Source organism: Prosthecobacter algae, from assembly GCF_039542385.1.
In the GTDB taxonomy this organism is placed as follows: domain Bacteria; phylum Verrucomicrobiota; class Verrucomicrobiia; order Verrucomicrobiales; family Verrucomicrobiaceae; genus Prosthecobacter; species Prosthecobacter algae.
The window spans coordinates 829,049-855,290 of sequence record NZ_BAABIA010000001.1 but is presented as its reverse complement, the minus strand read 5'-3'; the positions used below and the strand labels follow the sequence as shown (position 1 = coordinate 855,290).

Annotated in this window: 26 protein-coding genes; 12 read left to right on the top strand and 14 right to left on the bottom strand. The window is 57.0% G+C overall.

The window, feature by feature from the left end; genetic code table 11:
* Positions 1-35: 35 nt before the first annotated feature.
* A complete protein-coding gene (locus tag ABEB25_RS03440; protein ID WP_345734978.1) occupies positions 36-2,753 on the bottom strand; it encodes an AsmA-like C-terminal region-containing protein in 2,718 nt (905 codons plus the stop codon).
* A gap of 188 nt (positions 2,754-2,941) precedes the next feature.
* Here ABEB25_RS03440 and ABEB25_RS03435 point away from each other — a divergent pair, with 188 nt between their 5' ends.
* The 6 genes from ABEB25_RS03435 to ABEB25_RS03410 all read left to right on the top strand — a co-directional run bounded on the left by ABEB25_RS03435 (position 2,942) and on the right by ABEB25_RS03410 (position 7,014).
* Positions 2,942-3,634, top strand: coding sequence for a 3-keto-disaccharide hydrolase (locus tag ABEB25_RS03435; RefSeq protein ID WP_345734977.1), 693 nt, complete (start codon positions 2,942-2,944; stop codon positions 3,632-3,634).
* 85 nt (positions 3,635-3,719) lie between these two features.
* Positions 3,720-4,517, top strand: coding sequence for an Hsp33 family molecular chaperone HslO (locus ABEB25_RS03430; RefSeq protein ID WP_345734976.1), 798 nt, complete (start codon positions 3,720-3,722; stop codon positions 4,515-4,517).
* Positions 4,518-4,534: 17 nt separating this feature from the next.
* Entirely contained in the window at positions 4,535-4,918 is a 384-nt protein-coding gene (locus tag ABEB25_RS03425; RefSeq protein ID WP_345734975.1) for a HesB/IscA family protein, read from the top strand.
* Between the two features lie 8 nt (positions 4,919-4,926).
* Complete coding sequence (locus ABEB25_RS03420) at positions 4,927-5,496, top strand: hypothetical protein (protein WP_345734974.1); 570 nt, start codon at positions 4,927-4,929, stop codon at positions 5,494-5,496.
* A 54-nt stretch (positions 5,497-5,550) separates the two neighbouring features.
* The gene (locus tag ABEB25_RS03415) at positions 5,551-6,513 is read left to right on the top strand and encodes a 3-hydroxy-5-phosphonooxypentane-2,4-dione thiolase (protein WP_345734969.1); all 963 of its coding nucleotides are present in this window, start codon (positions 5,551-5,553) and stop codon (positions 6,511-6,513) included.
* Between the two features lie 114 nt (positions 6,514-6,627).
* The gene (locus ABEB25_RS03410) at positions 6,628-7,014 is read left to right on the top strand and encodes an ApaG domain-containing protein (RefSeq protein ID WP_345734973.1); all 387 of its coding nucleotides are present in this window, start codon (positions 6,628-6,630) and stop codon (positions 7,012-7,014) included.
* 83 nt (positions 7,015-7,097) lie between these two features.
* Here the strand turns inward: ABEB25_RS03410 and ABEB25_RS03405 are convergent, their stop codons facing one another.
* A complete protein-coding gene (locus ABEB25_RS03405; RefSeq protein WP_345734972.1) occupies positions 7,098-9,443 on the bottom strand; it encodes an FAD-dependent oxidoreductase in 2,346 nt (781 codons plus the stop codon).
* 236 nt (positions 9,444-9,679) lie between these two features.
* Between ABEB25_RS03405 and ABEB25_RS03400 the strand changes: the two genes are divergently transcribed.
* Positions 9,680-11,311, top strand: coding sequence for a right-handed parallel beta-helix repeat-containing protein (locus ABEB25_RS03400; protein WP_345734971.1), 1,632 nt, complete (start codon positions 9,680-9,682; stop codon positions 11,309-11,311).
* 91 nt (positions 11,312-11,402) lie between these two features.
* Here the strand turns inward: ABEB25_RS03400 and dhaL are convergent, their stop codons facing one another.
* Together dhaL and ABEB25_RS03390 are read right to left on the bottom strand one after the other, a co-directional pair.
* Positions 11,403-12,032 (bottom strand): dihydroxyacetone kinase subunit DhaL, encoded by a 630-nt coding sequence (dhaL, locus tag ABEB25_RS03395; protein WP_345734970.1) that lies wholly within the window; start codon positions 12,030-12,032, stop codon positions 11,403-11,405.
* 10 nt (positions 12,033-12,042) lie between these two features.
* Entirely contained in the window at positions 12,043-13,005 is a 963-nt protein-coding gene (locus ABEB25_RS03390) for a 3-hydroxy-5-phosphonooxypentane-2,4-dione thiolase (protein WP_345734969.1), read from the bottom strand.
* A 102-nt stretch (positions 13,006-13,107) separates the two neighbouring features.
* Between ABEB25_RS03390 and ABEB25_RS03385 the strand changes: the two genes are divergently transcribed.
* Positions 13,108-13,926 (top strand): AraC family transcriptional regulator, encoded by an 819-nt coding sequence (locus ABEB25_RS03385; protein ID WP_345734968.1) that lies wholly within the window; start codon positions 13,108-13,110, stop codon positions 13,924-13,926.
* 53 nt (positions 13,927-13,979) lie between these two features.
* Here ABEB25_RS03385 and ABEB25_RS03380 read toward each other — a convergent pair whose 3' ends face one another.
* Positions 13,980-14,636 (bottom strand): 3-keto-disaccharide hydrolase, encoded by a 657-nt coding sequence (locus tag ABEB25_RS03380; RefSeq protein WP_345734967.1) that lies wholly within the window; start codon positions 14,634-14,636, stop codon positions 13,980-13,982.
* A 115-nt stretch (positions 14,637-14,751) separates the two neighbouring features.
* On the opposite strand from ABEB25_RS03380, the gene ABEB25_RS03375 reads away from it, so the two are divergent.
* From ABEB25_RS03375 to ABEB25_RS03360, 4 genes are all read left to right on the top strand, one after another.
* The gene (locus ABEB25_RS03375; RefSeq protein WP_345734966.1) at positions 14,752-15,372 is read left to right on the top strand and encodes a L,D-transpeptidase; all 621 of its coding nucleotides are present in this window, start codon (positions 14,752-14,754) and stop codon (positions 15,370-15,372) included.
* 49 nt (positions 15,373-15,421) lie between these two features.
* Positions 15,422-16,672: a 4-hydroxy-3-methylbut-2-enyl diphosphate reductase gene (locus ABEB25_RS03370; RefSeq protein ID WP_345734965.1), complete on the top strand. Its 1,251-nt coding sequence runs from the start codon at positions 15,422-15,424 to the stop codon at positions 16,670-16,672.
* Between the two features lie 53 nt (positions 16,673-16,725).
* Positions 16,726-17,175, top strand: coding sequence for a hypothetical protein (locus ABEB25_RS03365; protein WP_345734964.1), 450 nt, complete (start codon positions 16,726-16,728; stop codon positions 17,173-17,175).
* Between the two features lie 89 nt (positions 17,176-17,264).
* Complete coding sequence (locus ABEB25_RS03360) at positions 17,265-19,157, top strand: adenylate/guanylate cyclase domain-containing protein (protein ID WP_345734963.1); 1,893 nt, start codon at positions 17,265-17,267, stop codon at positions 19,155-19,157.
* Between the two features lie 35 nt (positions 19,158-19,192).
* Here ABEB25_RS03360 and ABEB25_RS03355 read toward each other — a convergent pair whose 3' ends face one another.
* From ABEB25_RS03355 to rpsH, 9 genes are all read right to left on the bottom strand, one after another.
* Entirely contained in the window at positions 19,193-19,753 is a 561-nt protein-coding gene (locus ABEB25_RS03355; RefSeq protein WP_345734962.1) for a response regulator, read from the bottom strand.
* 599 nt (positions 19,754-20,352) lie between these two features.
* Entirely contained in the window at positions 20,353-20,844 is a 492-nt protein-coding gene (locus ABEB25_RS03350) for a hypothetical protein (protein WP_345734961.1), read from the bottom strand.
* A 582-nt stretch (positions 20,845-21,426) separates the two neighbouring features.
* Positions 21,427-22,257 carry a type I methionyl aminopeptidase gene (gene map / locus ABEB25_RS03345; protein WP_345734960.1) on the bottom strand — a complete coding sequence of 277 codons (831 nt, stop codon included), beginning with the start codon at positions 22,255-22,257 and terminating at the stop codon, positions 21,427-21,429.
* Positions 22,258-22,265: 8 nt separating this feature from the next.
* Complete coding sequence (gene secY, locus ABEB25_RS03340) at positions 22,266-23,774, bottom strand: preprotein translocase subunit SecY (RefSeq protein ID WP_345734959.1); 1,509 nt, start codon at positions 23,772-23,774, stop codon at positions 22,266-22,268.
* A gap of 98 nt (positions 23,775-23,872) precedes the next feature.
* Entirely contained in the window at positions 23,873-24,313 is a 441-nt protein-coding gene (rplO, locus tag ABEB25_RS03335; RefSeq protein ID WP_345734958.1) for a 50S ribosomal protein L15, read from the bottom strand.
* Between the two features lie 37 nt (positions 24,314-24,350).
* Positions 24,351-24,884: a 30S ribosomal protein S5 gene (gene rpsE, locus ABEB25_RS03330; RefSeq protein ID WP_345734957.1), complete on the bottom strand. Its 534-nt coding sequence runs from the start codon at positions 24,882-24,884 to the stop codon at positions 24,351-24,353.
* 18 nt (positions 24,885-24,902) lie between these two features.
* Entirely contained in the window at positions 24,903-25,259 is a 357-nt protein-coding gene (rplR, locus tag ABEB25_RS03325; RefSeq protein ID WP_345734956.1) for a 50S ribosomal protein L18, read from the bottom strand.
* Positions 25,260-25,275: 16 nt separating this feature from the next.
* Complete coding sequence (gene rplF, locus ABEB25_RS03320; RefSeq protein WP_345734955.1) at positions 25,276-25,815, bottom strand: 50S ribosomal protein L6; 540 nt, start codon at positions 25,813-25,815, stop codon at positions 25,276-25,278.
* A gap of 16 nt (positions 25,816-25,831) precedes the next feature.
* Positions 25,832-26,221 (bottom strand): 30S ribosomal protein S8, encoded by a 390-nt coding sequence (gene rpsH, locus ABEB25_RS03315; RefSeq protein WP_184212351.1) that lies wholly within the window; start codon positions 26,219-26,221, stop codon positions 25,832-25,834.
* Positions 26,222-26,242: the final 21 nt, after the last annotated feature.

Sequence of the window (26,242 nt, the reverse complement as noted above, 5' to 3'; positions counted from 1 at the left end):
ATAGATTGCATCAATGCCCTGCGCAACGTGAAACCTCACCTTCCTCCCGGACGGCTGAACATGGAAGCAGGCCTTTTGGGTTCCTCCTTTTTAGATGGAGGCAGCGCCTCCCCGGCGATCCTTTCCGCCGCCTGCATGTTGGCGGCGCTCGGTGGCGCACGGTCCGTTGCCTTCCTGCTACCGCTCAGCAGGTTGGATTTCCAATTCGTGTCGCTGACGGAACCCGTGCCCCGATACTCCAGCAATTCACTGAAGGGCAGAAATACCAGCCCCGGGAGACCACGGATGCGCACCTGCGCCGTCAGATCCACCGCATCGCGGATGAAATCAATCTTTCCGCCCATGGCGATTTTAAACACACTGGTCAGAGCTTCGAAATTCTCCGTCACCACATACCCATCGGCGATCTCAAAGGTGCAGTTGGCCTCCTTCGCCAGATTGTAGCCCTTGATCTGCCCCGGCAGCACACTGCCCAGAATCGGGGTCAGCGGTCCCAGGATGGGAATGGCATACAGGTTGCCATTGACGATGATGGCCGCACCGCCGCCCTTCAGCGCCATCCAGTCATTTTGCCGCCCGGCGAAACGGAAATGCCCCGTGATGTCACCCTCTGTGTCATTCGTCTTGGAATACACCTGGGCAAAGCGCTGAAAGCTCACCCCGTCCACCCGCAGTTCCCCGGAGTAGGGCTGCGGCAGTTTGGTTTCATCCATTTTACCCTTCAGGGAAAACGTTCCGCCCATCAGGGAGGAATCAATGTCAAAGGCCGTGGTGCCACCCGTGCTTGAGACATCGGCCGTCAGCTTTTCAAAAGGCACCTTTTTGCCAAAGATCTCATAGGGGAACTCGCCCGCCTTGACCACCACATCGAAGTCGTTCGTGCCGGGCGACACATCCACGCTGCCTTTGGCAGACAGGGCCTCGCCAAACAGCTGTCCGCGAATGTCGAATTTCATGTCCAGGCCCTTGAAAATCAGCTCCCCTTCAGGAGAAGCGATGAGAAAATCATCTCCCCACAGGGAGTAGCGGCCCGTGCCGGTGGGGTGCCTGAACTTCACCTGAAAGTCGCTCTTCGATCCCTCCTTGTAGTAGATCACTCCGTCCATCTCCACCGCCGTTGTATTTGGCAGGCGATACTTGGCAATCTGGTCTGCCACTTTGGGGGCAAAGCAGCTCGTCACAGCCACCGGGTCCAGTCCTGCGCGGATGCCTTCCAGCCGCACCCACTTCTCGCCCACCGCATCATTTACATGCACGTGGGCCACTTCGCCCACACCTTCTGGCCGCCGAATCTTGGCATTGCGGAAATGCATGATCGGTCCCTGGAATTCCACCTCCGCCTCCAGTTGCTCAACATCGACACCTCGGTAGCGAAGGTTGCGCAGATCTCCCCGCCCTTTGTTAACACACTCTTGCAGGTCCGCCTTTGGCCCGGCCCCTTCGACCTCAAAGTAGATACTCGACTTCGGGTTACACTGAAAGCGGCTGATGAGCTCCCGCGTCTGCTTCATCTTCGCAAAGGGCATGAAGGCATTCGGATCCATCTGTAGCACCGCCCGATAACGAAAGCCGCCCACCTCATGCGACAGAGCCTGGGCGGTGAGAGTGCCGGTTTCATGTTTCAGCACTAGATCCCGCACATAAACGCCCTCTGGAGCAACCCCAATGTTGGCTTCCAGCCCGTCAAAAACCGCCCCGCGTGTGCTGAAGCGGCCACAGTCCAGCCGCCCCGTGGCCTGCACAGGCCTTTTTCCCTGAGCCAGTGGCCCATCCACATGCCACACTCCATTCAGAGCCAGGTGGGGCGTGCCGTAAAAGACGATTTCGCGCAGGTTATCGCTGTTTAAAAAAGCCTGCGCCATCCCAGGCAGATCCGCGCTGGAGGTCAGTTGAAACCGCATCTCAGGCGTGCCCATCCGCCAAGTGGCACTGGCATTCACCTGCCCGGTAGGATCTTTGAGGTAGAGACGGGTGAGATCAATGAGGCCCGCATTGTACTCGGCCTCGGCCACCAGTTCCTGGCACAGATAGGAATCGTAACGCATGCCAGTTGTTTCAAAAAACAGCCGGGCGGCCAGTTCCTGCGGCCGGTCCAGCGCCCCGTTCACTTCCAGGCGAAGCTGCGGCACGGTGTCAAATTTGAACCGCTGCAACCAGTCCAGCGCGCGCTGGATGCGGCGGTGGTGGGCATTCAGCACCTGCATCTGATGGGCCACAGAGAGGCTGTCTATCTTGGGTTTTGGAGGTTCGTCCGCCTTCTTTTCCGGCAGCGTCAGCATCCCCGTGATGCTGAGATGGATGCCCGACAGAGTGCCCTCGGCCTGCCTCACCTCGAGAACGCCTTCACGCAGAAAGGCACGTGCGCTCAAATCTTCCAGGGCGATCACCGTCTGGCCTCCGCCAGGATCATCCACCGGCAGGGAGACGCTGGCATGGCTGAGTTCCAGACCATCCACCACAAACTTTTTCTCCATCAGCTTGCCGTAATCGAAGTCCAGATTCAGCCGGTCCACTGAGGCGAGTACATGAAGCCGATCCGGCCCGGTGAAAACCCGGACTTCCCGCGCGATCAGGCCGCCAAAGGGATTCAGCATCAGACGCTCGAAATCCAGGTGCAGTCCGCGCTCCGCCATCTGCCCCACGATGAACTCCCGCCACTTTCGCGAAAAAGAATCCGTGCCCGCATACAACAGTCCCCCCAGCAGGGCACTCGCCATGCCGAGCTTGAACATGCGTCGGATCATCCGTTTCATCTGTTTCTAAGCTAACCCTCATCCCCTGCATGACAAGGTTGAGGAAACCTGATTCGAGAAGGTTTCGATCGCATGCATTTTTCCCGGTGGCCTCCTGGCACCCGTCAAAACAACAGCAGAACCACCTGTGGGATCGGCCTTCGTCCCCCTTGCCTCCAGGCCAGCCAACGTGTAAGTCACAGTTCTCCATGAAAATCAACCACCTCACTGCCATGGCCGTCCTTCTTGGGCTGGCCGTTTGCCAGGCCGCTGACGACAAGTCCGCCGCCGCTCCTGCCGCCACTTCCGCTGCCGCCCAGGCAGAGGGCTGGGTCTCCATGTTCAATGGCAAGGACCTCGCCGGCTGGAAGTCCAATGAAGAAACCCCTGGCAGCTTTTCGGTCGAAGATGGCAGCATCAAGGTCAGCAATGGCCGCTCCCACCTCTTTTACGTCGGCCCAAATGGCGACGCGAAGTTCACAAGCTTCGAATTCAAGGGCAAAGTGAAGCACATGTCCGGCTCCAATTCCGGCCTCTACATTGCCACCGAATATCAGGACAAAGGCTGGCCTGAAAAGGGCTATGAGTGCCAAGTGAACAGCACCGAGCACAAGGACCCGAAGAAAACCGGCGGTCTCTATGCCGTGAAGGACGTCCTCAACACCGCCCCTGTGGGTGATGGCGAATGGTTTGACTACAGTATCAAGGTCGAAGGCAAGCACATCACCATCAGCATCAACGGCAAAGTCACCACCGACTGGACCGAGCCTGAAGGCTGGGATCCTGCCACCGCCCTGAAAAACATGGCTGGCCGCAAACTCAGCCCCGGCACCATGGCCATCCAGGCCCATGACCCGAAGAGCGTCGTTTATTACAAGGACCTCTTCATCAAGCCTCTCTGATTATCCTGGATGCGGCTTTCTGCCGTCATCTCTACCCCTGAGTGGGGGCTGAAAAGCCCTCACTCCCCCCTCAAATACGACGATTATGAGCCAGATGCTCAGCCCAGACCTGTCCGCCATCGAAATCCGCTGCTACTTTGTGCGGAAGCGTAACTGCCTGCTCGTACGCGGCCGTTTTGGCCCCCTGTACATGGATTACTACCTGCATCTCATGCAGCACGGCATCAAGCATCCGGACAAGCTGGACCAGATGCTCAAGGACGGCCTAACGGGCGTGGCCCTGCACCTGGCTTCACGTCCCCATGACGAAGGCTGCGCCTGGACCATCAATCTTCATGACCCGCTGCTGAACATCTTTGTCACCGGCGCCACCATCCCTGGCCGCGTCACCGGGCGGCTGTTCACGGAAGACGTCAAGGACACGGGCAAATCCCTGTTCATTGCGCAGACCACCCGCACCCACATGCAAAACCGACAGAGCATGATCGAGTTCCAAGGGAACGATGTGCTCGCTGCCGTGGAGCAGTTTTATACCCAGAGTGAGCAGCGGCTCACTCGCATTTTCCGTCTGGAGGACGAAGACTTCGTCCAGATTTCTGCCGAGCCTGATGCCGATGAAGAATGGCTGGCCGGGCTCACCGATGCCGATATCCTCACCTTGGATGAAGCAGAGCACCTGACATTGCTTGAAACCCGCAGTTATGTGTTTGACTGCGGCTGCACTGCCGAGCGCATGTTTCCCATGCTCAGCCGCCTCAATGAAGAGGACCTGGGCTACATTTTCGAAGACGGCTCCGCCACCATCACCTGCCCGCGCTGTGCTGCCATCTTCCGCACACCGAAGTCCGACTTCGACGAATGGAAGTCCCGCCAGACCTCCTGACCGTATCCATTTGCATCATGACTACCACCGCCGCTCCCCAAGCCGCCCCTAACTACAAGATCGGCAACGAGAAGCTCATCAAAGTACTGCCCAATGCCGCCCGCAAGCTCACCAGCCTGCTGACGAAACAGGGCCGTGCTGAAAACGGCGCGCTGCGCGTGGCCGTCGTCGGCGGCGGATGCTCCGGTTTGCAATACAAAATGGACCTCGTGGATGGCCCAGCCAACCGTGATATCATGGTGATCTCCAGCGAGGTCCGGGTGGTGATTGATCCCAAAAGCGCCCTCTTCGTCAGCGGTTCCGAACTGGATTTCAGCGACGATCTGCAGCAGGGCGGTTTCAAGGTCACCAATCCCAATGCCATCGTCACCTGCTCCTGCGGCGAAAGTTTCGCGGCCTGATCCGAGCTATGTCTGCTGATGCCTTTGCCCTCCTCGGTCTGCCGCCCCGGGCAGCGCTGGATGAGGATACCCTGCAATCAGCCTACCTCAGCGCGACCCGCAGAGCGCACCCCGATCAAGCGGGTGGTGACGCCACTTTGAGCGCTGATTTGAATGCTGCCCTGGAGACCCTCAAGTCCCCGGTTACCAGGCTGAAGCATCTGCTTGATCGTCACTCGGACACTCCCTGGCGTGCCGTGCCTTTGGACTCGGCCCTGATGTCCCTGTTTGAAAAAGTCGGCCCACTGCTGCAATCGGCACAGGCTTTTCTCAAAAAGAAACAAACCGCCACTACGGCGCTGGCCAAAGCCTTGCTGGCAGGTGAGGAAATGCGTCTGCGTGAAGCCTTGGAAGAACTCGGCGTACAGATCGAGGATGCATGGCAGCAGATGGAATCCCAGTTAGGTCCGTATGACGCCCGCATCATCGCTGGAGATGTCACTGTCTGGGCCGAACTCCAGGCTGTGCAGGCGCGTCTGGCCTACCTCTTCAAATGGCGAACACAAATCCGAGAAGCCCTGCTCGGTTTGATGCTCTGAAGGTTGCGCTCAGCCAATTCATGCCGACTGTGCGGGCCCAACTTATTACCCATTATGGCCGACATCAGCACCAGCGCAGCAGACAAGAAAGAGAAGGAATACTTCGCCAACATCCCTCAGGAGGCCCCGGGCTTCTTCCTCAAGGGCTCTCACCAGTATGACTGGGGTCTCAAGAACCGCCTCAGCCAGGTCTTCAATCCCAAGGACGGTCGCACCGTCATGCTCGCTTTTGACCACGGTTATTTCCAGGGCCCCACCACCGGCCTGGAGCGTGTGGACCAGACCATTCTCCCCCTGGAGCCCTACGCTGATTGTTTGATGCTCACACGTGGTATCCAGCGCAGTGTCATCCCAGCCTCCACTCGCAAAGCCATCGCCCTGCGCGCCTCCGGCGGCACCTCCATGGTCAGCCCCTTTGAAGAGTGGGAAGGCGAACTGGACGGCAAGAAGATCAAGTTTGGCCGCCCCGGCTTTGAGCCTCTTTCCAATGAGAGCACCGCGCTGAACATCGAAGAGGCCATCCGCCTTAACGCCAGCATCCTGGCCGTGCAGGTCTTCATCGGCAGCGCCTATGAGCGCCAGTCCCTGAAAAACCTGACCGATCTGGTGGATGCAGCGAGCCGTTACGGCATCGCCGTGATGGGGGTGACGGCCGTGGGTCGTGCAATGGCACGCAACGCCCAGTATTTCCGTCTGGCCACGCGCATCATGGCGGAGCTGGGAGCCAACGTGGTGAAGTGCTACTACACGGAAGAAGACTTTGAAACGGTGACGAGCTGCTGCCCGGTGCCGATCGTGATTGCCGGTGGGAAGAAGCTGCCGGAGCTGGAAGCGCTGAGCATGTGCTACAACGCGATCCAGCAGGGAGCCAACGGGGTGGATATGGGACGGAACATTTTCCAGAGCGATGCGCCGATCAGCATGATGCAGGCAGTGCGCGGGGTGGTGCATGAAGGGCTGACGCCTGAACAGGGCTACCAAATGTACAACGACCTGAAGGCCAAGGGCACCAAGTAAGTGTCATCGCCGGCACGATGGCAGCTCCCGCTGCCACCGTGCACCTCCGGGCCGACCGAGGGAGAAATGGCCATTCCTTGACCCCCGGCCCCTTTGCCGCTATTCTGCGAGATAATGAACGTTAGCTTCGAGCATCTCACAGGACTCTCCGTCACGGTAGACGAGGTGCAGTATGATCCGACGCGGCCCGCGCCGCCCGACCGGCCCCACCCGTTCGTGTATCACGTCTCCATTCACAACGACTCTCAGGAGACGGTGAACATCTTTGGACGCAAGTGGATCGTCCGCGACACCGATGGCGACACCCTCGTGGTGGAAGGTGATGGTGTGGTAGGCCAGTTCCCAAAACTGGAGCCCGGCCAGACCTTCAGCTACAATTCCTATCACGTGATCAAGGCCGAAAGCACAGCCACGGGTTCCTTCTTTGGCACCACGACTCAAGGCCGCCCTGTCTGCGCGCGCATCCCCCGCTTTGAGATGCACCCGCCGCTGCTGGCCTAACCAGCAATTGGCAAAGCCGATTCCCAAAGACACAAAAAAGGCCGATTCCGCAAGGAATCGGCCTTTTGAATAAATCCAAAGAACTACTTCTTCACCACCTGCACAGCATCCAGGTGCACGTTGCCCTTGGCACCTTCGGTGCGAATGATCACAGCGGCCTCTTCACCTGCATTGAACTTGAAGGTGCCGATCGTATGAGCTCCCTGCTTGCCATTGGCAGGCTTCGTCTGGTCCACTGGCACGGTCTTCTCGCCATCGGCACTCAGCACGGTGACGGGGACAGACTTGCCACGGTTTTCATGGGGCTGCCAGTAAACGCGCACTTCGTAGTCGCCGCTTTCTTTGACGGCAAAGGAGAACTTGGCGCTGGCACCTTTGTCCTGGCCATAGCTGTAGTGGTCGCCCACAAAAGGCTTCAGGCCTTCACCCTTGGTCCACTTGCCCGTCAGTTCGGCATCTTCATCATCAATGACCAGACCTTCCAGCTTTTTGGGATCCAGCGTTTCATTGACGATCTCAGGTAGCTTCTTGGCATTGGCAGGCAGATAAAGCGGACCTTCCAGACTGTCGCGGCGCATCGCACCGGGCTGGCTCATGAGGTCCTTCAAGATGTCCAGATACTGCTCATAGACGCCACGCGGGGTGGTGTGATGGCGGACGCTGATCCAGGCGGCCTTGCCGACCACTTCGCCGAACATGCCGCAGGTGCGCATCACGCGGGTGCTACCCAGGGCATAACGGTCCACACTGATGTTGCGGCCAGCCATGAACAGGTTGCCGATGTCCTTGGAATAAAGGCAGCGGTAAGGAACTGGATAACCATTTTTGCGGTCAGTGTGCTTGCCGAACTGGGCGCGGGAAATGAAGGGATTCTCAGGAAACTTCACGGCATACTGCTCTTTCGGATAGTGCAGGTCCTGGTCCCAAGTCGTGGGCACGCAGGCATCGGGATGGACGATCCCCTTCACCATGTCTTCACCTGGAAGGATGAGATCACCGACGATGCGGCGGGATTCACGCGTGCCACCCACATAGGCCAGCCACTGCATGTCATAGTCCTTGTATTTCTCAGGAGCCAACTTCTTCAAGGCAGTCACAGCCCCGTAAACGGCGCGGAAGTTCCAGTCACGGATGCGCTCCAGGCCATCAATCGGGTCCTGGTCAAAACCACTCTCCCAGAACCATTCGCCATGCAGATAGTCCTCGGAGTTTTCCACGGGGGTGTAGCCCAGGTCATAACCGGTCATGTTCGCCTTGTTCTTGATACCGGCAGGTTCCATCACCTTGGGAGCCGGGAAATCTTCCAGCTTCAGATCCAGTGCCCAGGGGGTTTCTGGCCAAGCTTTGGCATTGGCCGATTTTTTCAGCACCCACATGTTGCTCATGCCCATGCGGCCTTTTTCCTCTTGGAGAATGGTGGCTCCTGCGAGGAAACCCACGCTACCATGACCGGTGCAATCACTGAAGAACTTGCCACGGAAACGAGTCTCCTTGCCCGTCTTGGTATCCAGGCCCGTGACGCTGCGGATTTTCTTGTCAGCGCCCTTTTCCATCTCCACGGCATAGACATGCGTGTTGAGAAAGAGATCAATGGTCTTCTCGGCCTTCACGACTTCTTCTTTGAGCTTGTCATTGAATTCCTCAGGGGTCGCCGCAGGGCTGTTGCTGGCGCGATCCGCGAATTCTTCCACGATCTCGCCCAGGTGCGGATACAGACCACGGCGGGTGCCGCCCATGGCCCAGACCTGCACTTCGCTGGAGCCGTTGCCGCCCAGGACGGGACGATTCTGAATGAAGGCGACCTTCAAGCCCTGGCGTGCCCCGGAAAGAGCAGCGCCCATGCCCGAGTAACCACCACCGACGACGACAAGGTCATACTCCTCAGTCTCAGGAGCCTCAGCAGGCAGGCCTAACAACTTTTTGCGCAGAGCATTGGTCGCTGCAAAATCCGCAGGCGGCGTAAAGGACGCATCCTTGCTGAGGACGATGGCATCCACACGACCGTCAAAGCCGGTGTTGTCCACCAGGGCGATCTTTGCTGTGCCCTTCAGTTCTACGCTTCCAGCTTCCTGCCACAACCAGTCCTTGCCTTCAGTGCCAAGCACTTTGTCCAGGGTTTTGCCGTTCACGCTGACCTGGAACTTACCGGGAGCTCCGGGAGCATCCCAGGGGCCGACCCAGTTTTTCGTGCGCACCCAAACCTTGTAGCTGCCGGGCTCCGCCACGGTGACATCGGTTTCGGCGTTTTTGACAGGAGTGCCCATGCCATGCGCAAGCAGGTATGGCGAACCCATGATGTCAATGAACTGGGTGTCGAGCATCCAGCCACCAGGGTTGGCAAAGGACTCCGCCTCCACCCAGACCTGCTGGGCGTGAGTGGAAAGAGCAGTGGCCGCCAGGGCGGCTAACAAAGTACGACGTAACATCATGTGTAACAAAACGGGGTTGGTTCTTCCAAGCCTCTCATAAACGCGAACCGAGGGCAATTACAATCAGGCGTCTTCTGTTACAGTAACATAAGAGAAACACACTCTGTCCAAATCCCTGCGAGGCAGGAAATCGACAAGTCGGCTTGAACTTTGTGGGGGCATTTGCAGTCAAACGATTGGTCACGGTGGCCTTGGCACCCCGTAGCCATGCTGCGGTTCCCTCTTGCCTCCCGCTGATGATCCTTCTTTCCCCCACCATTGGCCGCCATCTGGCCGTTTGCGTCATTCCCCTTCTCTTCGGATGGGCGCTGGCACAGGGGGCTGTCTATCATGTCAGCCCCACGGGCAACGACAGGAATACAGGCACCATCGAATCGCCCTTCCGCGAAATCCGCAAAGCCATCACTGTTCTAACCGCCGGCGACACGGTGATCGTCGCCGATGGCAGCTACAAAGGATTCGATATTATCGGCAAGGGTGCCGCCAACCTAGACACCACCATCACCGCCCCTGGTCGAAATGCAGTCATCACCCCCACCACGGATCGGGGTATCAACAACCCCTACAACATCCAGATCTGGGAATGCACCCGGTTGATTTTGGACGGTCTGCGCACCTTCAATTCGACCCGGGCGGGCCTGCGTATTGTTTATGGTTCCCATGTCACGGTCAAAAACGGCGTTTTTGGCAACCATGAAAACTGGGGCATCGTCACCAGCCACACCGACGATGTCGTCATTGAGGCCAATGACTGCTACGGTAGCAGACGGGAACACGGCATCTATGTAGCCAACAGTGGCGACCGCCCCATCGTCCGGGGCAACCGCCTGCATGACAACGTCGCTTCCGGCCTGCGGTCGAATGGCGATGTCATTCAAGGCGGTGATGGGATCATCAGTGGCGCACTGTTTGAGAATAACATCATTTACAACAACGGCAGCATTGGTGGTGCCGGAATGAACCTCGACGGCCTGCAAGAAGGCATCATCCGGAATAACTTATTTTATAACAATCAGGCCACAGGCATCGCCCTGTTCAAAGGTGGCGGTGCCGAAGGCCCCAAAGGCATGCAGGTGCTCAATAACACCATCATCGTCCCCGCCGCTGCACGCTACAATCTGCGCATCACCGATGCCATCGGCCCCATCCAGGTGCGTAACAATCTGCTCTACAACGCCACCACGGCCAAAGGCCCTTACTCATGGAACACGCCCACCGATGCCGCCTGGACAGACAGCGATTACAATGTCTTTGGCGGCGGCCAGTTTGTCTCCACAGACGGAGAAGCCACGCGTATTTCCATGGAGACTTGGCGCGCCTCTGGACATGAGCCCAACTCACGGCCTAACGTCATGCTCATCAATGTGGTGGTGGATCCGGCCAGCCATGATTATCGGCTCAAGGCGGGATCGCCCTTGATTGATGCGGGCACCGTTCTTGCCAATGTCCCCACAGACATCCTGGGCACCTCCCGGCCATTGGGCGCGAAACCCGACATCGGTGTCTATGAGTACGGGCAATATGCAGCCTGGAAGGCGGCGGAGGGCTTCTCCGATGAAGTCCCCGATGACTGGGATTCCGATAAAGACGGCATTCCCCTGCTCCTCGAATATGCCTTGGGCCTGGACCCGCAAGAATCATCCGTCATGCAGTTGCCCAAAGTCCGCCTCACAGAAGACCGGCTGCAAATGGATTACGTGCGGCTTCGCACAGATCTTTTCTATGCTGCCGAGCAAAGCCCCAACTTGGTGATCTGGACTCGAAACGGTGTGGACCAGGGACTCCTCGGCCCCAGCACAACAGCCTCCGTGCCACGCGCCTTGTTTCCCAAACGGCAGTTCATGCGACTGCAGGTGACGCTCCCCTGAGAGTCGTTGAATAGCGCCCATAAAAAACGTGGAGCCGGTTTCCCAGCTCCACGTTTGATGAAATCCAGATTTAACCTGGAAACACTTTCAGTTAGTCAGCTTTCACAAAAGCCAGCATCGTCTGCAGCATGATGGTCACAGAGAGAGCACCAGCGTCGGGAAACCCGATGCAGGCTTCACCGAGCGTCTTGGCACGGCCAAACTGGGCGATCATCGCCTTGCTGGCTTCCTTACCGGCTTCTGCCGCGGCGGCCACGGCCGTCAGAGCTTCTACCAGAGGCTGGCCACTGACTTCTTTGGCTTTGTCAGCCGCAGGAGCGAGGGCATCAATCATGGTCTTGTCACCGGGCTTGGCACCGCCACGCTTCATCACGCCTTCCAGCGCAGCTTGAAGAAATAGGGCCAGACCTTCAGCATCCAAAACCTCGCGGCCTGTCACAGCCTTGCCACCAGCACGATAAACCGTACCAAAGAGGGCGCCGGAGGCACCGCCCATGCTGGTCATCATGGCTGTGCCCGTAGCGACGAAGACTTGCTCCACGCTGGCAGGTTCCATGGGCTCAAGTTGGGCTTTCACCGCTTCCATGCCGCGCTTCATGCCAAGGCCATGATCACCATCACCGAGATCGCGATCTGCCTGAGACAGCATCGGCTCGGCCACAATGATGGCGTCCGCCACCTGTAGCATCATGAGCCGGACTTGATTGGGTTTCAGTTCCATGAGGATGATCTTACTTGGTGCCCTTGGCCTTCAGGTCGTTGTACATTTGGTAGCCCTGCTCAGGCGTCAGCCCTTCATGCACCACCCCGCGCACCGCCTGCATCATGCTGATCGGCGCATCGCTCTGGAAAATGTTCCGGCCCATGTCCACCCCGTTGGCTCCCTGCTGGATCGCGTTGTAGCACATGCTCAGCGCTTCCAGCTCCGGCAGCTTCTTCCCACCCGCAATCACGATCGGCACTGGGCAGCAGCTCGTCACCGTTTCAAAATCTTCTTCCGTGTAGTAGCACTTCACCACGTTGGCTCCCAGCTCCGCCATAATGCGCGTGGCCAGACGGAAATACTGTGCGTTGCGTGCCATCGCACGGCCCACGGCTGTCACGCCCATCACGGCGATGCCGTAACGGCTCGCTGCATCCACCAAGTCGGTCAGGTTTTTCAGGGACTGGCGCTCATAGGCGCTGCCGATGAAGACCTGCACGGCCAGGATGCTGGCGTTGAGGCGGATGGCCTCTTCGATGTTCAGCGCGGTGCTCTCATTGGAGAGAGGCTCAAAGCCGGGGCGGCCAAACTTGATCTTCTTGCCGTCCAGTTCGCCTTCCCACTCCTCAAAGGGGCTGACCATGGAGGTGCCTCCGGAGGCGCGCAGGGCGATGGCTTTGCGAGTAGAAGCTGGGATGACACTGCGCTGGATGCCGCGGGTGAGCATCAAGCAGTCAGCGTAAGGTTCCAGGGGGAGAATGGTCTGGTCCACACGCTCCAGGCCGGTGGTAGGGCCCTGGAAATAACCGTGGTCAAAAGCGAGCATGACGGTGCGACCGTCCTTGGGATTGAAGACCTGGCTGAGGCGGTTCTTGAGACCCCAGTCATACTGGTGAGAGCCCTTGAGGAAGAAGCCCGGGGCCTCCTGAGGGATGTTGGCGAAGTATTCCTTCTCTTTCTTGTCTGCTGCGCTGGTGCTGATGTCGGCCATAAGTCGTGGTTAGGTTGGAATTAAGGACGCATATGCTAACCATCCGGCCCTTGTCATCCATGCCACCATTGGCTAGACTTGTGTCGAATTTCGCAATCCACCGTGGAAAAACCCGTTCTCAGCCTCGTCCCCTCAGGCACCGCACACCGTGTGGTGGGAAACCGCGCCGTAGCCCTGCCCGGTGTCACGGTGGACATCCTGACCACCCGGAAGATCGAGCTGGAGCAGTGGGAACTGCGGCGGTTTCACGATCCCTACTGGCGGCTGTATTGGCCACTCATCGCGGGCGGCATCGTCGAAATTGATGGGAAAGAAACAGCCCTCGCGCCGGGCAACGTTTACCTCATTCCGCCCCACACCACCTTCAGCACTAGCACGTACCAGCCCTTCGCCAAATGGTACGCGCATTTCAACCTGGGGCCGCTGGCAGATCGCGCAGCCCCTGGCATCTACCAGTTTCCCATCACTGCCGAGATGCGCCGACTGATGCAGAAACTGGCCCGCCCAGAAAGTGAAAAAGGCCGCTTTCCCTGGCACTCCATTCTGTGGGTGGCGGAGGCTGTGCAATGCCTGCCCGACAGCGTCTGGGAGCAGCAGCGGCTGGATGCCCGTGTGCTGACGGCGATGGAATTCATGAACACCCACCTGAGCCTGAAGCTAACGGCAGAACAAATCGCCAAATACGCGGGGCTGAGTGTGCGAAATCTGAACCATCTCTTTCAGCAGGAACTTCAACAGGCCCCCATGCGCGTTCTGCTGGATTACCGGCTGGATGAAGCCTGCCGCCTTCTGAGACACGGCGATACCAGCATTGACGAAATCGCGGAACAGTGTGGTCTGATCAACCGCCACTATTTGAGCCGGATGATGCGGCAATACCGCAACACATCCCCGGCGGCCTACCGCAATGAGATGGTGTGAACTGCTGCGGAAGCGACGTGCCGAAAGAGGGTCTCTTTACCATCCTGGTTCGGCTACTTGGCCGGAGTAAGCACCTTGAAACGCACGCTTTTGATCGCCGCCATGGTGTTGAAGGTCGTCAGTGACAGTGGGGCATAGGCATCAATAGGCCCCTCGCGCAGGGCGACTTTGCGGCCTTTGATATCCTGATCCACCACCTGCTTGTCATCCACCCAGGCGCTGAGATTGTCCGGAGTCACACGCAGGCGGATGGTGTACCATTTGTCATCTTCATAACGCTGATAGGTGCCCGTGGCATTGTTGGCAGCATCCAGGCCATCAATGCTGCTGATGCCGGTCACGCTGCCGCCCCAGCCGCCGCAAACAAGCGTGGCGCACTTTTTTACATCACCAATAGGAAAGGTAAGCCCGCAGAAGAAGTCCACGCCCTGCAGACGCTTGGCCTGAAGGGTGATTTCATAATGGCTAAGGGGTAATTCCTCGATCTTTTTATACACCACGCCACTGAGGCTCTCGCCCTGATTGATGATCATCTGGCCGCCTTCCATGGTCACCTCGCCGCTGCCGCCCATGTCCACGACCTCCCAATCCTTGAGGGAGGTGCCGTCAAACAGCACCCATTCTACCTTGGCCGGGGCTTCTTTGGCCACCTCCTGGGCCGCAAGGGTGCCAATGACAAAAAAAGTAAGGGCGGAGAACAGAGTTTTCATGAATGCGGCGGGGGATGCTGCTACTAAACGCAACCAGTCGTCAAGAATACTGAGATTTTCTCGACAATAAAAACGAGTGGAGACGCGGCCAGAGCATGCTAACCATTTCCCCTGCATGAAAGCCAATACCCCTCGTCGTCTCCTCCAGGCCATCGCCCTTGTTGCGGTCGCCGCCACCATGAGCAGTTGCGCCACCAAGAAGCGCGGCAATTTCTCCACCAGCTTTGACCCGCCCGCCAAGGCCGTCACCAATCCTTCCGCCGTGAAGGTGAAGCTGAGCACCGGCGCCCAGCGCGTGTACGTCATGCAGGGCAATGAAGTTCTGCTGGCCACCCCTTGCTCCGTCGGCACGGCGAGCACCCCCACGCCACATGGCACTTTCCGCATCTACAGCAAGCAGGCCAACCGCCGCCGCCAGAGCAGCCCAGGCGCTGGTTACCCGATGAGCTTCTGGATGGAGTTCAAGACCGCCTACGGCATGCACTGGGGCTGGGTGAAACCCTACCCTTGCACCCACGGCTGCGTGCGCCTGCCCATCAAGTCCGCCCAGAAAATCTTCTCCATGGTCCCCCAGGGTGCCCCTCTGATCATCGCCTCCAGCCATCCTGAAGACGCCACCATCGGCAAGACCCTGCCTGTGCTGGATGACTCCACCCTGGCTGACCCGCCGATGAACTACATGCTGAGCCAGCAGGTGTTTGATGATGCCAAGAAAGGCAAAATCTACACCTACTAAGCTCACTGCATCTCCTTCCCGCTTCCTTGCCCCGATCCCGTCTCCACCGATGTCCGCCGTCCCCTCAGCTCCCGCCGCCCGCCGTGTCAACGTACGCACGCCGGAAGTCATGGAACGTGTGCAGGCCGAGGTGGAGACTCACTATCGCAGCACCCTGGTCGAGGCGATCCGCGCCCAGGGCAGCGTCATCCAGATCGGCAATACAACGGTCCGTCTGGCCCGTGATTTCGGGTTTTGCTATGGAGTGGAGAGGGCGATTGACCTCGCCTATGCTGCGCGCCGCGTCTTTGCCGACCGGCGCGTTTTTCTCCTCGGGGAAATCATTCACAATCCCGAGGTGAACCGCCAACTGACCGAGATGGGAATCGTCAGCATCCCGGTCAGTGAGCATGAGGAAGAATTGGCCAAACTGAACAGTGATGACGTCGTCATCGTGCCGGCCTTTGGCGCGGAGACGAAGCTGATGAAAATCATCGCCGAACGCGGCTGCATGGTGGTGGATACCACCTGTGGCGATGTAATGAGCGTGTGGAAACGCGTACGCAACTACGCCAAGAACGACTTCACCTCCATCATCCATGGCAAGGCCAGCCATGAGGAAACCCGCGCCACCTCCTCCCGTGCGCTGGGCGACCAAGGCAATGGCCACTACCTCGTGGTGCTAACCCTTTCAGACGTGGACTTCGTCTGTGATTACATCCGCAGCGGCGGAGACAAGGCCACCTTCCTGGAACGCTTCAAAGGAGCAAGCGCCCTGTCTGAAGGATTCGATCCCGACCTGCACCTGCAGCGTATCGGCGTGGCCAACCAGACCACGATGCTGAAGTCCGAGACCGAAGAAATCCAGCGCCGCCTGCAAAAAGCCATCGAAGACCGTGACGGCCCTGAATCCTCGCAAAAGAATTTCCAGGTGTTTGATACCATCTGCGGTGCCACCCAGGAACGCCAAGACTCCCTCTTTCTCCTGCTCCAGCAGCCTCTGGATGTGCTGTTGGTCGTAGGCGGCTACAACAGCTCCAACACCACCCACCTGGTGGAAATCGGCGAGCAGCAGCTTCCCACCTTTTTCATCCGCACGGCCGAGTGCCTGACCTCGCTGGAGCAGATCGTCCACTTTGACCTGCATCTGAAGGCAGAAAAGACCAGCTACTCCAACAAACTGGCGGAAGACGGCCCCGTGATCATCGGCATCACAGCCGGTGCCTCCTGCCCGAACAACCTCATCGAAGACACCTTGCTGCGTGTTTTCCAACTGCGCGGGATTACCCCTGAGCAAGTGCGTGTGGTGGCCGGGGTCTGATTCACCGTCAAAATTGACTGCTGAAAAAGCCATGTTTGGAGCGTTCCTCCAACATGGCGACTCGACTGCTTTTTCTCCTGTGTTTCAGCGCATTGCTCAGTTCCTGCACTCTCGGCTTTCAGCGTGAGTGGAAAGCGGCCCTGAAAAGCGGCCCGCAGCCAGGCATCGAAGGAGCCTGGGAAGGCAGTTGGAAAAGTGAATCCAACGGGCATCACGGCCGCCTGCGCAGCGTCATCGGCCCGGTCAAAAACGAGGAAGGCGACCATGCCTTCCATTATCACGCGACCTGGGCGGGCTTTCTCAGCGGGGCCTACCGGGTGGATCACCGGGTAAAGCCAGGCAAAGGAGCGGAGAATTTCCAGTTTGAGGGCCAGCACCGAATGCCAGGCTGGGCGGGTGGACTGTACACCTACCAGGGAACCGTGAAAGGCGATGAGTTCCATGCCACCTATGAGTGCGCCCTGGACGAAGGCAGTTTTCAAATGAAGCGCGTGAAGAAATAGTGGCCCGATACGAGACAGTTCGCATCTCCTGCGCAGCTTTCGGCTCGACACGGAGTTAAACCTTGCAGCACCATCCAGGGTGCTGCCCGATGAAACTTCTCTCCAGCTTTCGCGCCAAGCTCATCCTGACGATCTTTCCCGTCGTCGCAGGAGTGACGACGGGGGCGCTGATGCTGGCGGAATGGAAGTTCAGCGCGACCTACCAGCGATTGTTTGAGGAGCAGTTCGAGAGCCAGATCACGGCCGTGACGCTGGCCAAGGCCCGCCGCTTCAACGCCCTTTCCACCGTCCTGGAGCGCATGGCCCAAAAGCCAGAGGTGATCCAGGCCATGAAAGAGGGCGACTTTGCCAAAGCGGGGCGAGATCTGCGACCCGCCCTGGAATCTCTGGCCCAGGAGCGGCTGCAGAATGAATTCACCAACCTGGGCCGGCTATCGCCCCCGCCCGGAGAAAATAGGGATGACAGGCAGCGTAACCCTCGGGGAGAGCCGCAGCGGCCCCCAAACGGAGGCCAATCAGCCCCCTTCATCGCCCTGATCAATGCGGAAGGGCAATTTGTCATGAATCAGCGGCCACGCAGCGGCAGTGCGGTGACAGTCTTTCCAGGGCAGTCCGTAGAGACGATGCAAATTCGCCGCAACTCCGACAAAATCCCCTGGCTGAGCGATCACAAGTTTGAAGAGATACTCAATCAGCAAGAGGTGGGTTACCTCCTGGTCGAAGCGGGTGAACGTCGGGGAGAGCAGGTGCGCGAGGTCTTCATCACCCCGGTAAGGGATCCCCAGGACGGCACCTTTCTGGGAGGCCTTGTCTTTGGGCTCCCCCTTCCCGCCATCGCCGACCGAGTATTGTATGAACAGACGCGCCGCAGTGACTACGGCGAGATCATGGGCGGCATTTTTATCGAGGGAAAGCTGGTCTCCACCTCCGTGCCGGAAAACCAAAAGGAGGTCATTGAAAAAGCTATTGCCGAATCGCTCGGTCGCACAGGCCAGGACAATCAGGAAATCCTGCTGCCCATTGGGAATGCCCCGCATCGGCTCATCTACAGGGTGCTAAATCCTGGAAGCCCCTTCCCTCAGGCAGTGCAAGTAAACCTCTATTCGCTGGCTGCCTTGCACTATGAGATCCACGACCTCCGGCGTAGCGCCGTCAGCCTCACGATCATCGCACTCCTGGTGGCATTGGCCCTGGTAATGCTGATTTCTCGTAACCTTTCCGGCCCTATCCGTAACCTGGTGACAGCCGCACAAGAGATCCAGCGCGGCAATTATGACATCCGCGTGCCAGTGACGCGGGATGAGGTGGGCCACTTGGCACACGCTTTTAACGAAATGGCCGCTGGATTGGCCCTCCAGGAAAAATACCGCAGCATCCTGAACGCCGTCGCTGATCGCACCGTAGCGGAAAGACTGATCGAAAACCGCGAAGCCCTGGGCGGAGAGCTGCGAGACGTAGCCATGCTGTTTTGCGATATCCGTGGCTTTACTGCTCTGACTGAAAAAATGCCCCCGCATGAGGTCATTGAGCTGCTCAATGAACACATGACCCTGCTCACGCAGGTGGCTTATGATCACGGCGGCATCGTGGACAAGTTTGTGGGGGACCTCATCATGGTCCTTTTTGGTGCGCCCATCACCACCGGAAATGATGCCCAACGGGCCGTGGCATGCGCAAAGGAGATGCTCGATGCACGGCACAGCCTCAATCAAAATTGCCGACACCCTCTGGAGATTGGCATTGGCATCGCCACCGGAAATGTCGTAGCCGGCTGCATGGGATCCGACCAACGCCTGAGCTACACTGTCATTGGCCACCGGGTGAACCTGGCGTCCCGCCTCTGCAGCATTGCCCAGGCAGGAGAAATCGTGGTGGATGCGGATACCGCCCGGGAACTTGCTCCCGACACCATCATGTCAGCACTCCCAGCCACACAATTGAAAGGTATATCAGCCCCTGTGGAGGTCTTTCGCATCCATTGATGCAAGACGGCTCCACAGGTCATCAATAAGGGCGATCAGACTTCGGCACCCTTGTGGCCGAGCTGCTTCACCGCCTTGTTAAGCTGATCGTATTCGATCGGCTTCTTGATCACGGTCACAGGGCCATGGGAAAGAATCCTGCTCAGGATTTCGCTGTCCGGATAACCCGTGATAACCACAATAGGCAGATCTGGATACATTTCCTTCAACTGGGAATACACCTCGTCTCCAGGCACGTCAGGAAGTTTCAAATCAAGGAAGACAAAGTCAAAGCGCTGCTTTTTCGCCATGCTGATGGCCTCTGCACCCGTACCTACAACGAGGCGTCCAAAGCCAGCTTTCTTGAGGAACTGCTTAAAGAGGGCCTGCAATGCGGGATCATCGTCCACAACCATGACAGTGGGCTGGCCTGACTCATCTTCCTTACGAAGCACATCACGATCAAGCAGACTGCGCTTAATGCGCCAGCGGCCACCAATCTGGACAGCAGGCAACTGGCCGCGCTGGACGAGATAGTACACCGTAGGAAGAGGGATGCGCAGATACTCAGCGGTCTCTTTCACCGTCATGAGTTCGGGGGAGGATAGTTCAGCCATAAAAAGTGTTGTGATAAAAATGAAGATTGCTCGAAGTCATTGCGAGCAATTGAGCAAAATCAGAATTGAGTCGAAGTTGCTATATAATTACCATGACGGCAAGCCTATTTTTGCAGATTTTAGCGATCTTGAAAATAATTATGACTGTCAAATATGCGAAACCCACCACAATTGCGCCTTAATCCAGTTCATTTTCAAGAATCACCTGCTCCTTGTGTCGTTGATAAAGAAGGGCTAATGGCACTCTAAAATTTAGAAACTTGAGAAAAATTAATGTTCAAAGAAACTGATATTCTTGCTTTCCGTCCTTTTTCGCGACTTCATAAACAACGGATTAACACAGAAGAGACTCCCTAACAGAGACTCTAAGGAATGGATTCGTCTAAGCGATTGTCGGATTTCAAACCCATCGAATCCATGAGCCCAGAGAACCACTGAAGAAACAGCATGCCGGCTAGCCGAAATCGAAGACCGACTGGCAGCGGGGCATCGCATCGGGCTTAGGAAGCCTCCAGGGTCTGCTGGATAAGTAAAGTCCCCTCGCAGAAGAAGATGAAATGAACCAGGCTGAAGCTGTGGCCGGGCAACATGGCGGCGTGCTAAAGCTGCATGGACTTCATGCGCGAGATCATTGATGAGGCAATGGCGGGGTGAAGTGGTTCTGATGCGTGGTGATAGCGGCTTTTACACCAAAAATACACAGCGTCCTGGAAGAACGGAGCCATAACTGCATCGTCGCCGCGCGAACTTACGCCAAACGGAAGAACAAGATTTACGGAATGAAGGATGGGGTGGAAGTCTACCCCGACATCGCGGTTAAAGTATGGCGGCACCAGCCTGCCGATCCCAAGGCCAAGGCGCGTCGGCACATCGTCGTGCACAAACAGATAAGCCGCCATCCGCAGGCCAGGGGCAAGTGACTCTTTGAGGACCTGCCCGACTATCGGTTCAGCCTGTATGTGACCAATTTCGATCTGGCGCTCAAGCAGATTTGGAACATTTACAATAACCGCGCGGACTATGAAAAACGGATCAAGGCGCTCAAGCAGGACTTCGGCTAAAGACGTTTTGCCTGCAGGACTTTTGTGCAACGAAAGCCTCCTTCCACTTCATCATGGCGGCTTATAACCTACTGAGCCTGTTTCGGTATTTGGGTCTTAAAAGTCACAACCTAGCGACCTTGGCAACGCTGAGATCTTATTGCTTTGCAACAGACGGATGGTTGGACCATTACGCGGGCAAACGAGTGATCAAGCTCTCACTGCATCGCAAAAAGCACCCTAGCTGGACTGCATCATCCACCATATCGAAGCCTGCCGCCCCTTCATCTAGTCCATTGCATAATCCGGGATGAATTTGATTCTGAGTTGAGGTGGCTGGTTGATTCTCGGCGTGAAAACCACCCACGGATGGCGTCGCCAGCATGATCCTGAAAGCTACCGAACAAAGGTCTTTGTCAATCGCCACTGGGTATTCGAAATAGCGCCAAGACTTACAATCAGAAGGCCAGATATCTTCCTCAATAATCACATGGCTGTTTTTGATGAGATCTCCCCTGCCCTTCTCCCTCCGCACATCAGGCTACAATGATCATGAAAGCCAAAGTGAATAACTAACAACAAAAAGGGTGCCACTTTTCAGAGGCACCCTTTTCATCAAACTTGTGATTAAGCTCAAAACAACTCACTCACCGGCAAAGGTGTCAAATCATTGACTCCCTTGGGGAACATGCGTTTACGGAAGGTTAACAACTCCGGCTCGCCTTCCGTGACCAACACCACGTGCTCATAATGCGAGCTCGGTTTACGATCCTGGGTGATGGCAGTCCATTTGTCAGCGAGAACCCGCGTCTTACCCGTTCCCATGTTGACCATAGGTTCGATCGCGAGTGTCATGCCAGCTTTCAAACGCGGACGCTCTCCTTTGACTCCGTAATTCGGAACCTCGGGTTTTTCGTGCAACTTCCGACCCACGCCGTGTCCTACAAATTCTCGCACGACCGAATAGCCATACTGGATCACGTGCTCTTCAACCGAGGCGCAAAGATCACCGAGCATCCAGCCATCCCGTGCATGGTTGGCCGCAATGTGAAGGGACTCTTCAGTGGCAGCCAAAAGATGCAGGGTTTCCTTGGCCACATTACCGACGGGAACAGTCAGGGCATTGTCGCCGATCCAGCCATTGTACTCGATTCCGACATCAATTTTCACGACGTCTCCATCCTGGATCACACGAGGGCCGCCAATACCATGAATGATCTCTTCATTGATGGAAATGCAGATATTACCCGGGAACCCTCGATAACCGAGAAAGGCACTTTTGCAGCCTCGGGCCTTCATTTCAGCAGCCGCATAGCGGTCCACTTCTCCCGTGGTAACTCCAACATGGGCCTGAGCCGCCGTTTTAAGCAGAACGTCACGGGCCATCTGACAAGCCTCACGGATCCCCTGCTGCTGGGCACCGTGACGAATCGGAATTTTGTTGTTGCTGCTGAGAAGTCCCATGAATCAGATCACATGCCTTTGTTGTAGATCAGCCAAGCCACGCCCAAAAGGGTGATCAAAGCGATACCAGTCCACAGGACAGCAACGGTGGTCGGATTGGCCACTTCACCCGTCTGCTGCGTGCGGTCAAAACGGCCACGGATACGTCCCTTTTTAAGGAAACCGTCATAATGGCTCTTGAGCAGGTGGGTTTCGATCTGACGCATGACGTCAAGAACCACGCCAACAAGGATGAGGAGGCTGGTACCGCCAAAGAACTGAGCGGTCTGCGGGGCAATGCCAAGGAGGGCACTGATCACACCAGGCATCACATAAAGAGCGGTGAGGAAGATGGCACCTGCAAAAGTGAGGCGGCTCATCGTGAAATCGAGGAAGTCGGCCGTTGGCTTGCCTGGGCGAATGCCAGGGATATAACCACCACTCTTTTTCAGGTCTTCAGAGATCTGCGTGGGCTGAAACATGGTGGCGACCCAGAAGTAGCTGAAGAAAAAGATCAACGCGGCGGAAAGACCATAATAGATCCAGCCAGAAGCAATAGCCTGGGAGAAACGCTGCACCCAGCCCACATCTGGGAACATGGAAGCGATGATGGAAGAAGGGAAAAGCAAGATGGCCTGGGCAAAGATGATCGGCATCACCCCAGAATAATTGATTTTCAGGGGCAGATACTGAGTCTGACCGCCATAGACCTTACGACCGACCACACGCTTGGCGTACTGGATGACAATTCGTCGGGTGGCTTGGGTCAAAGCAATGACACCTGCGATGACGATAATCATGAAGGCCAGGAGAAGGACCAGCGTCGCTGGCTTGCTCATGTCACCATCCACGTTACCAACATAAGTCTGCCACACCTGCACCATGGCCCCCGGAAGGTCGGAGACGATGTTCACACAGATCAGTAGGGAAACACCGTTGCCAATGCCGCGATCGGTGATCATTTCGCCAAGCCACATCATCAGCATGGTGCCTGCAGTGATGGTAATCACGGAAGGAACCACAAAGCCCCAAAAACTAAAATCTGGCACCAAAGGACGCTGAAGACGCTCGATGGTTTCATTCAGACCACCCAGGAAGATGTTCTGACCAGGATTCTGCAAGGACTGAGCTAGCAGGTAACCCTGGAAAAGGCAAAGGACGATGGTCGCGATGCGCGTATATTGGGTGATTTTCTGCCGACCACCATCTTCACGGGCCAACTTGCTGAGTCTCGGCACCACGGCGGTGAGGAGCTGTAGCATAATGGAAGCGCTGATGTAGGGCATAATGCCGAGGGCGAAAATGGCACAGTTTTGCAGGCCACCACCGCTAAAAACGTTCAACAGCGCAGCCACCTGAGCAGCTCCGGAGCCGGCGTCCGCCGTGCGGGTCTTGATCCACTCGTCGAGCACGGTGACATCCACGCCCGGAAGGGTGATGGAAGCACCGATGCGGACGATGACGATCATCGCCAGCGTGAACAGAATTCGGGAACGCAGGTCAGGGACTTTGAAGCTGTTGGCAAAAGCAGAAATCATGAGAAAGGGGAGTATAAGAAAGCGGGCCTAGCCATCTAACAACCGGAAAGGTTGATTGGTGACTGGCCCGCTGACGGGTTGAGTTAGATCTGAAATGATCAGGCTGCGACTGTGCCGCCAGCCTTCTCGATCTTCTCGCGGGCCGAGGCGCTGACATTCTTGATTTCGATGGTCAGCTTGCGGCTGAGGTCACCAGAACCCAGGATCTTGATCGCATCGCAGTTGCGGTTGACGATGTTGTTCTCACGAAGCAGAACTTCATTGATCACCGTGCCGTCTTCGAAGGCATTCAGAGCGCTCACGTTCACGACTTCATAGACGTCGCGGAACTGAACATTGCTGAACCCCTTCTTGGGGAGACGACGGTGAAGTGGCATCTGACCACCTTCAAAGCCTGGACGGATACCAGCACCTGCGCGGGCTTTCTGACCTTTGTGTCCTTTACAGGAAGTCTTGCCGTGGCCGGAGCTTTCACCGCAACCGATGCGCTTGCGGCGCTTTTTCGCCCCTGGGCGAGGTTTGACGTCTTGGAGTTGCATACTGATTTGAAAATTAAACTTTGAACTTGGGGATCAATTAGAGAGCTTTCTTCTCTTTGATCTCTTTACCGCGAGCGCGGAAGATTTCGTCTCTCGGGCGAAGGGCGCTCAAAGCAGCCAAAGTTGCCTTGACGACGTTGGCATGGTTGCTGGAACCCAGCGACTTACCAATGACGTCTTTGACACCTGCTGCTTCAAGCACTGCACGTGCACCACCACCAGCAATGATGCCAGTACCAGGAGTTGCAGGCTTCAACATGATGCGACCGCCACCGTGCTCACCGATCACTTCATGAGGAATCGTGTTGTTGTTCAGGTGCACGCGGCTCATGTTCTTGCGTGAAGATTCGGTAGCCTTCTTGATCGCGTCAGCGACTTCGTTAGCCTTGCCGAAGCCCCAGCCGACTTTGCCCTGCTGGTCACCAGCGACAACGAGTGCGGAGAAACTGAAACGACGACCACCTTTAACGACCTTGGCGCATCGGTTGATGTGCACCACTTTTTCAATGGAGTCCGGGCGGGAATCGCCTGAGGATTCACCGTTGGCGGGACTGAATGTAGCTGCTGCCATAAATGGGATTCGTCGAGATTAGAATTTCAAACCTTTTTCGCGGGCGGCGTCGGCAAGTGCTTTCACTTTGCCGTGATAGGTGAAGCCACCGCGATCGAAAACCACGGCTGTGATGTTTGCGGCCAGGGCGCGCTCAGCAACAGCCTGTCCCACCTTGGCGGCGGTAACGCTGTTGGCGCGGCTTTCGCCGAAGCCTTTTTCCTTCGTGGAAGCAGACACGATGGTCTTGCCTGCCACGTCGTCAATGAGCTGAGCATACACGTTGGAGTTCGAAAAATAAACTGCCAGACGTGGACGCTGAGGAGTGCCACTGAGGGTCTTGCGGATGCGCGCGTGGATACGCGAGCGGGTGAGTTTGCGGTTCTTCGCTGCCATGATGACTTTCCTCCTATTACTTCACACTCTTGCCTGCCTTGCGGCGGATTTGCTCGCCTGCATAACGAACCCCTTTGGCCTTGTAAGGCTCTGGCGGGTAATAGGCGCGGATATCAGCGGCGAGCTGCCCGACGACCTGCTTGTCAATGCCTTCAATCGCGATCTTCGTGTTGTCTGCGACAGTGACTTTCACACCGGCAGGGATCGGATGGAGACGTGGATGCGACTGGCCCAGGTTCAGATCAATCACGCTCCCCTTCACCGCGGCGCGGAAACCGACGCCATGGATTTCAAGGTTCTTCGTGTAGCCTTTGCTGACGCCTTCGATCATATTGCTGATCAGGCGCTGGCTGGTGCCATGCATAGCGCGGACCTTGCGGTCTTCGCTGGAACGGGTGACCGAAAGCTCTTTGCCTTCGTTCGTGACTGAAACTCCCTCTGGGAGTGTCCAGGTGAGCTTGCCCTTGGGTCCTTCGACGACCACGCCACCAGTGGCGCTGATCTGCACGGTGACCTTGTCCGGGAGAGAAATGGGTTGTTTACCGACTCGTGACATGATGATGATCCTCGTGTTACCAGATTTGCGCCAGAAGTTCGCCGCCCACTTTGGCTTTCTTCGCACGGGCACCAGTCATGATGCCGCGGGAGGTGGACAGGATGGAGATGCCAAGGCCGCCGAGCACGCGAGGGATCTCGGTGGAGCCGACATATTTACGCAGACCAGGCTTGCTGATGCGGGTCAGGCTGCGGATGACCGGGGACTTGCCCTGGTACTTGAGTTTCAGTTTGAGACGAGGATGAGTCTCCTTCGTATCCACTTCGTAGCTCCAGATGTAGCCTTCTTCCTGCAGGATGCGGGACAGCTCGGCCTTCATTTTGGAGAAAGGCACAAACACTTCCTGCTGGCCTGCGGAGGCTGCATTGCGGATGCGGGTAAGGAAATCGGAAATCGGGTCAGTCATGGGACGCGGAATATCGGCTGT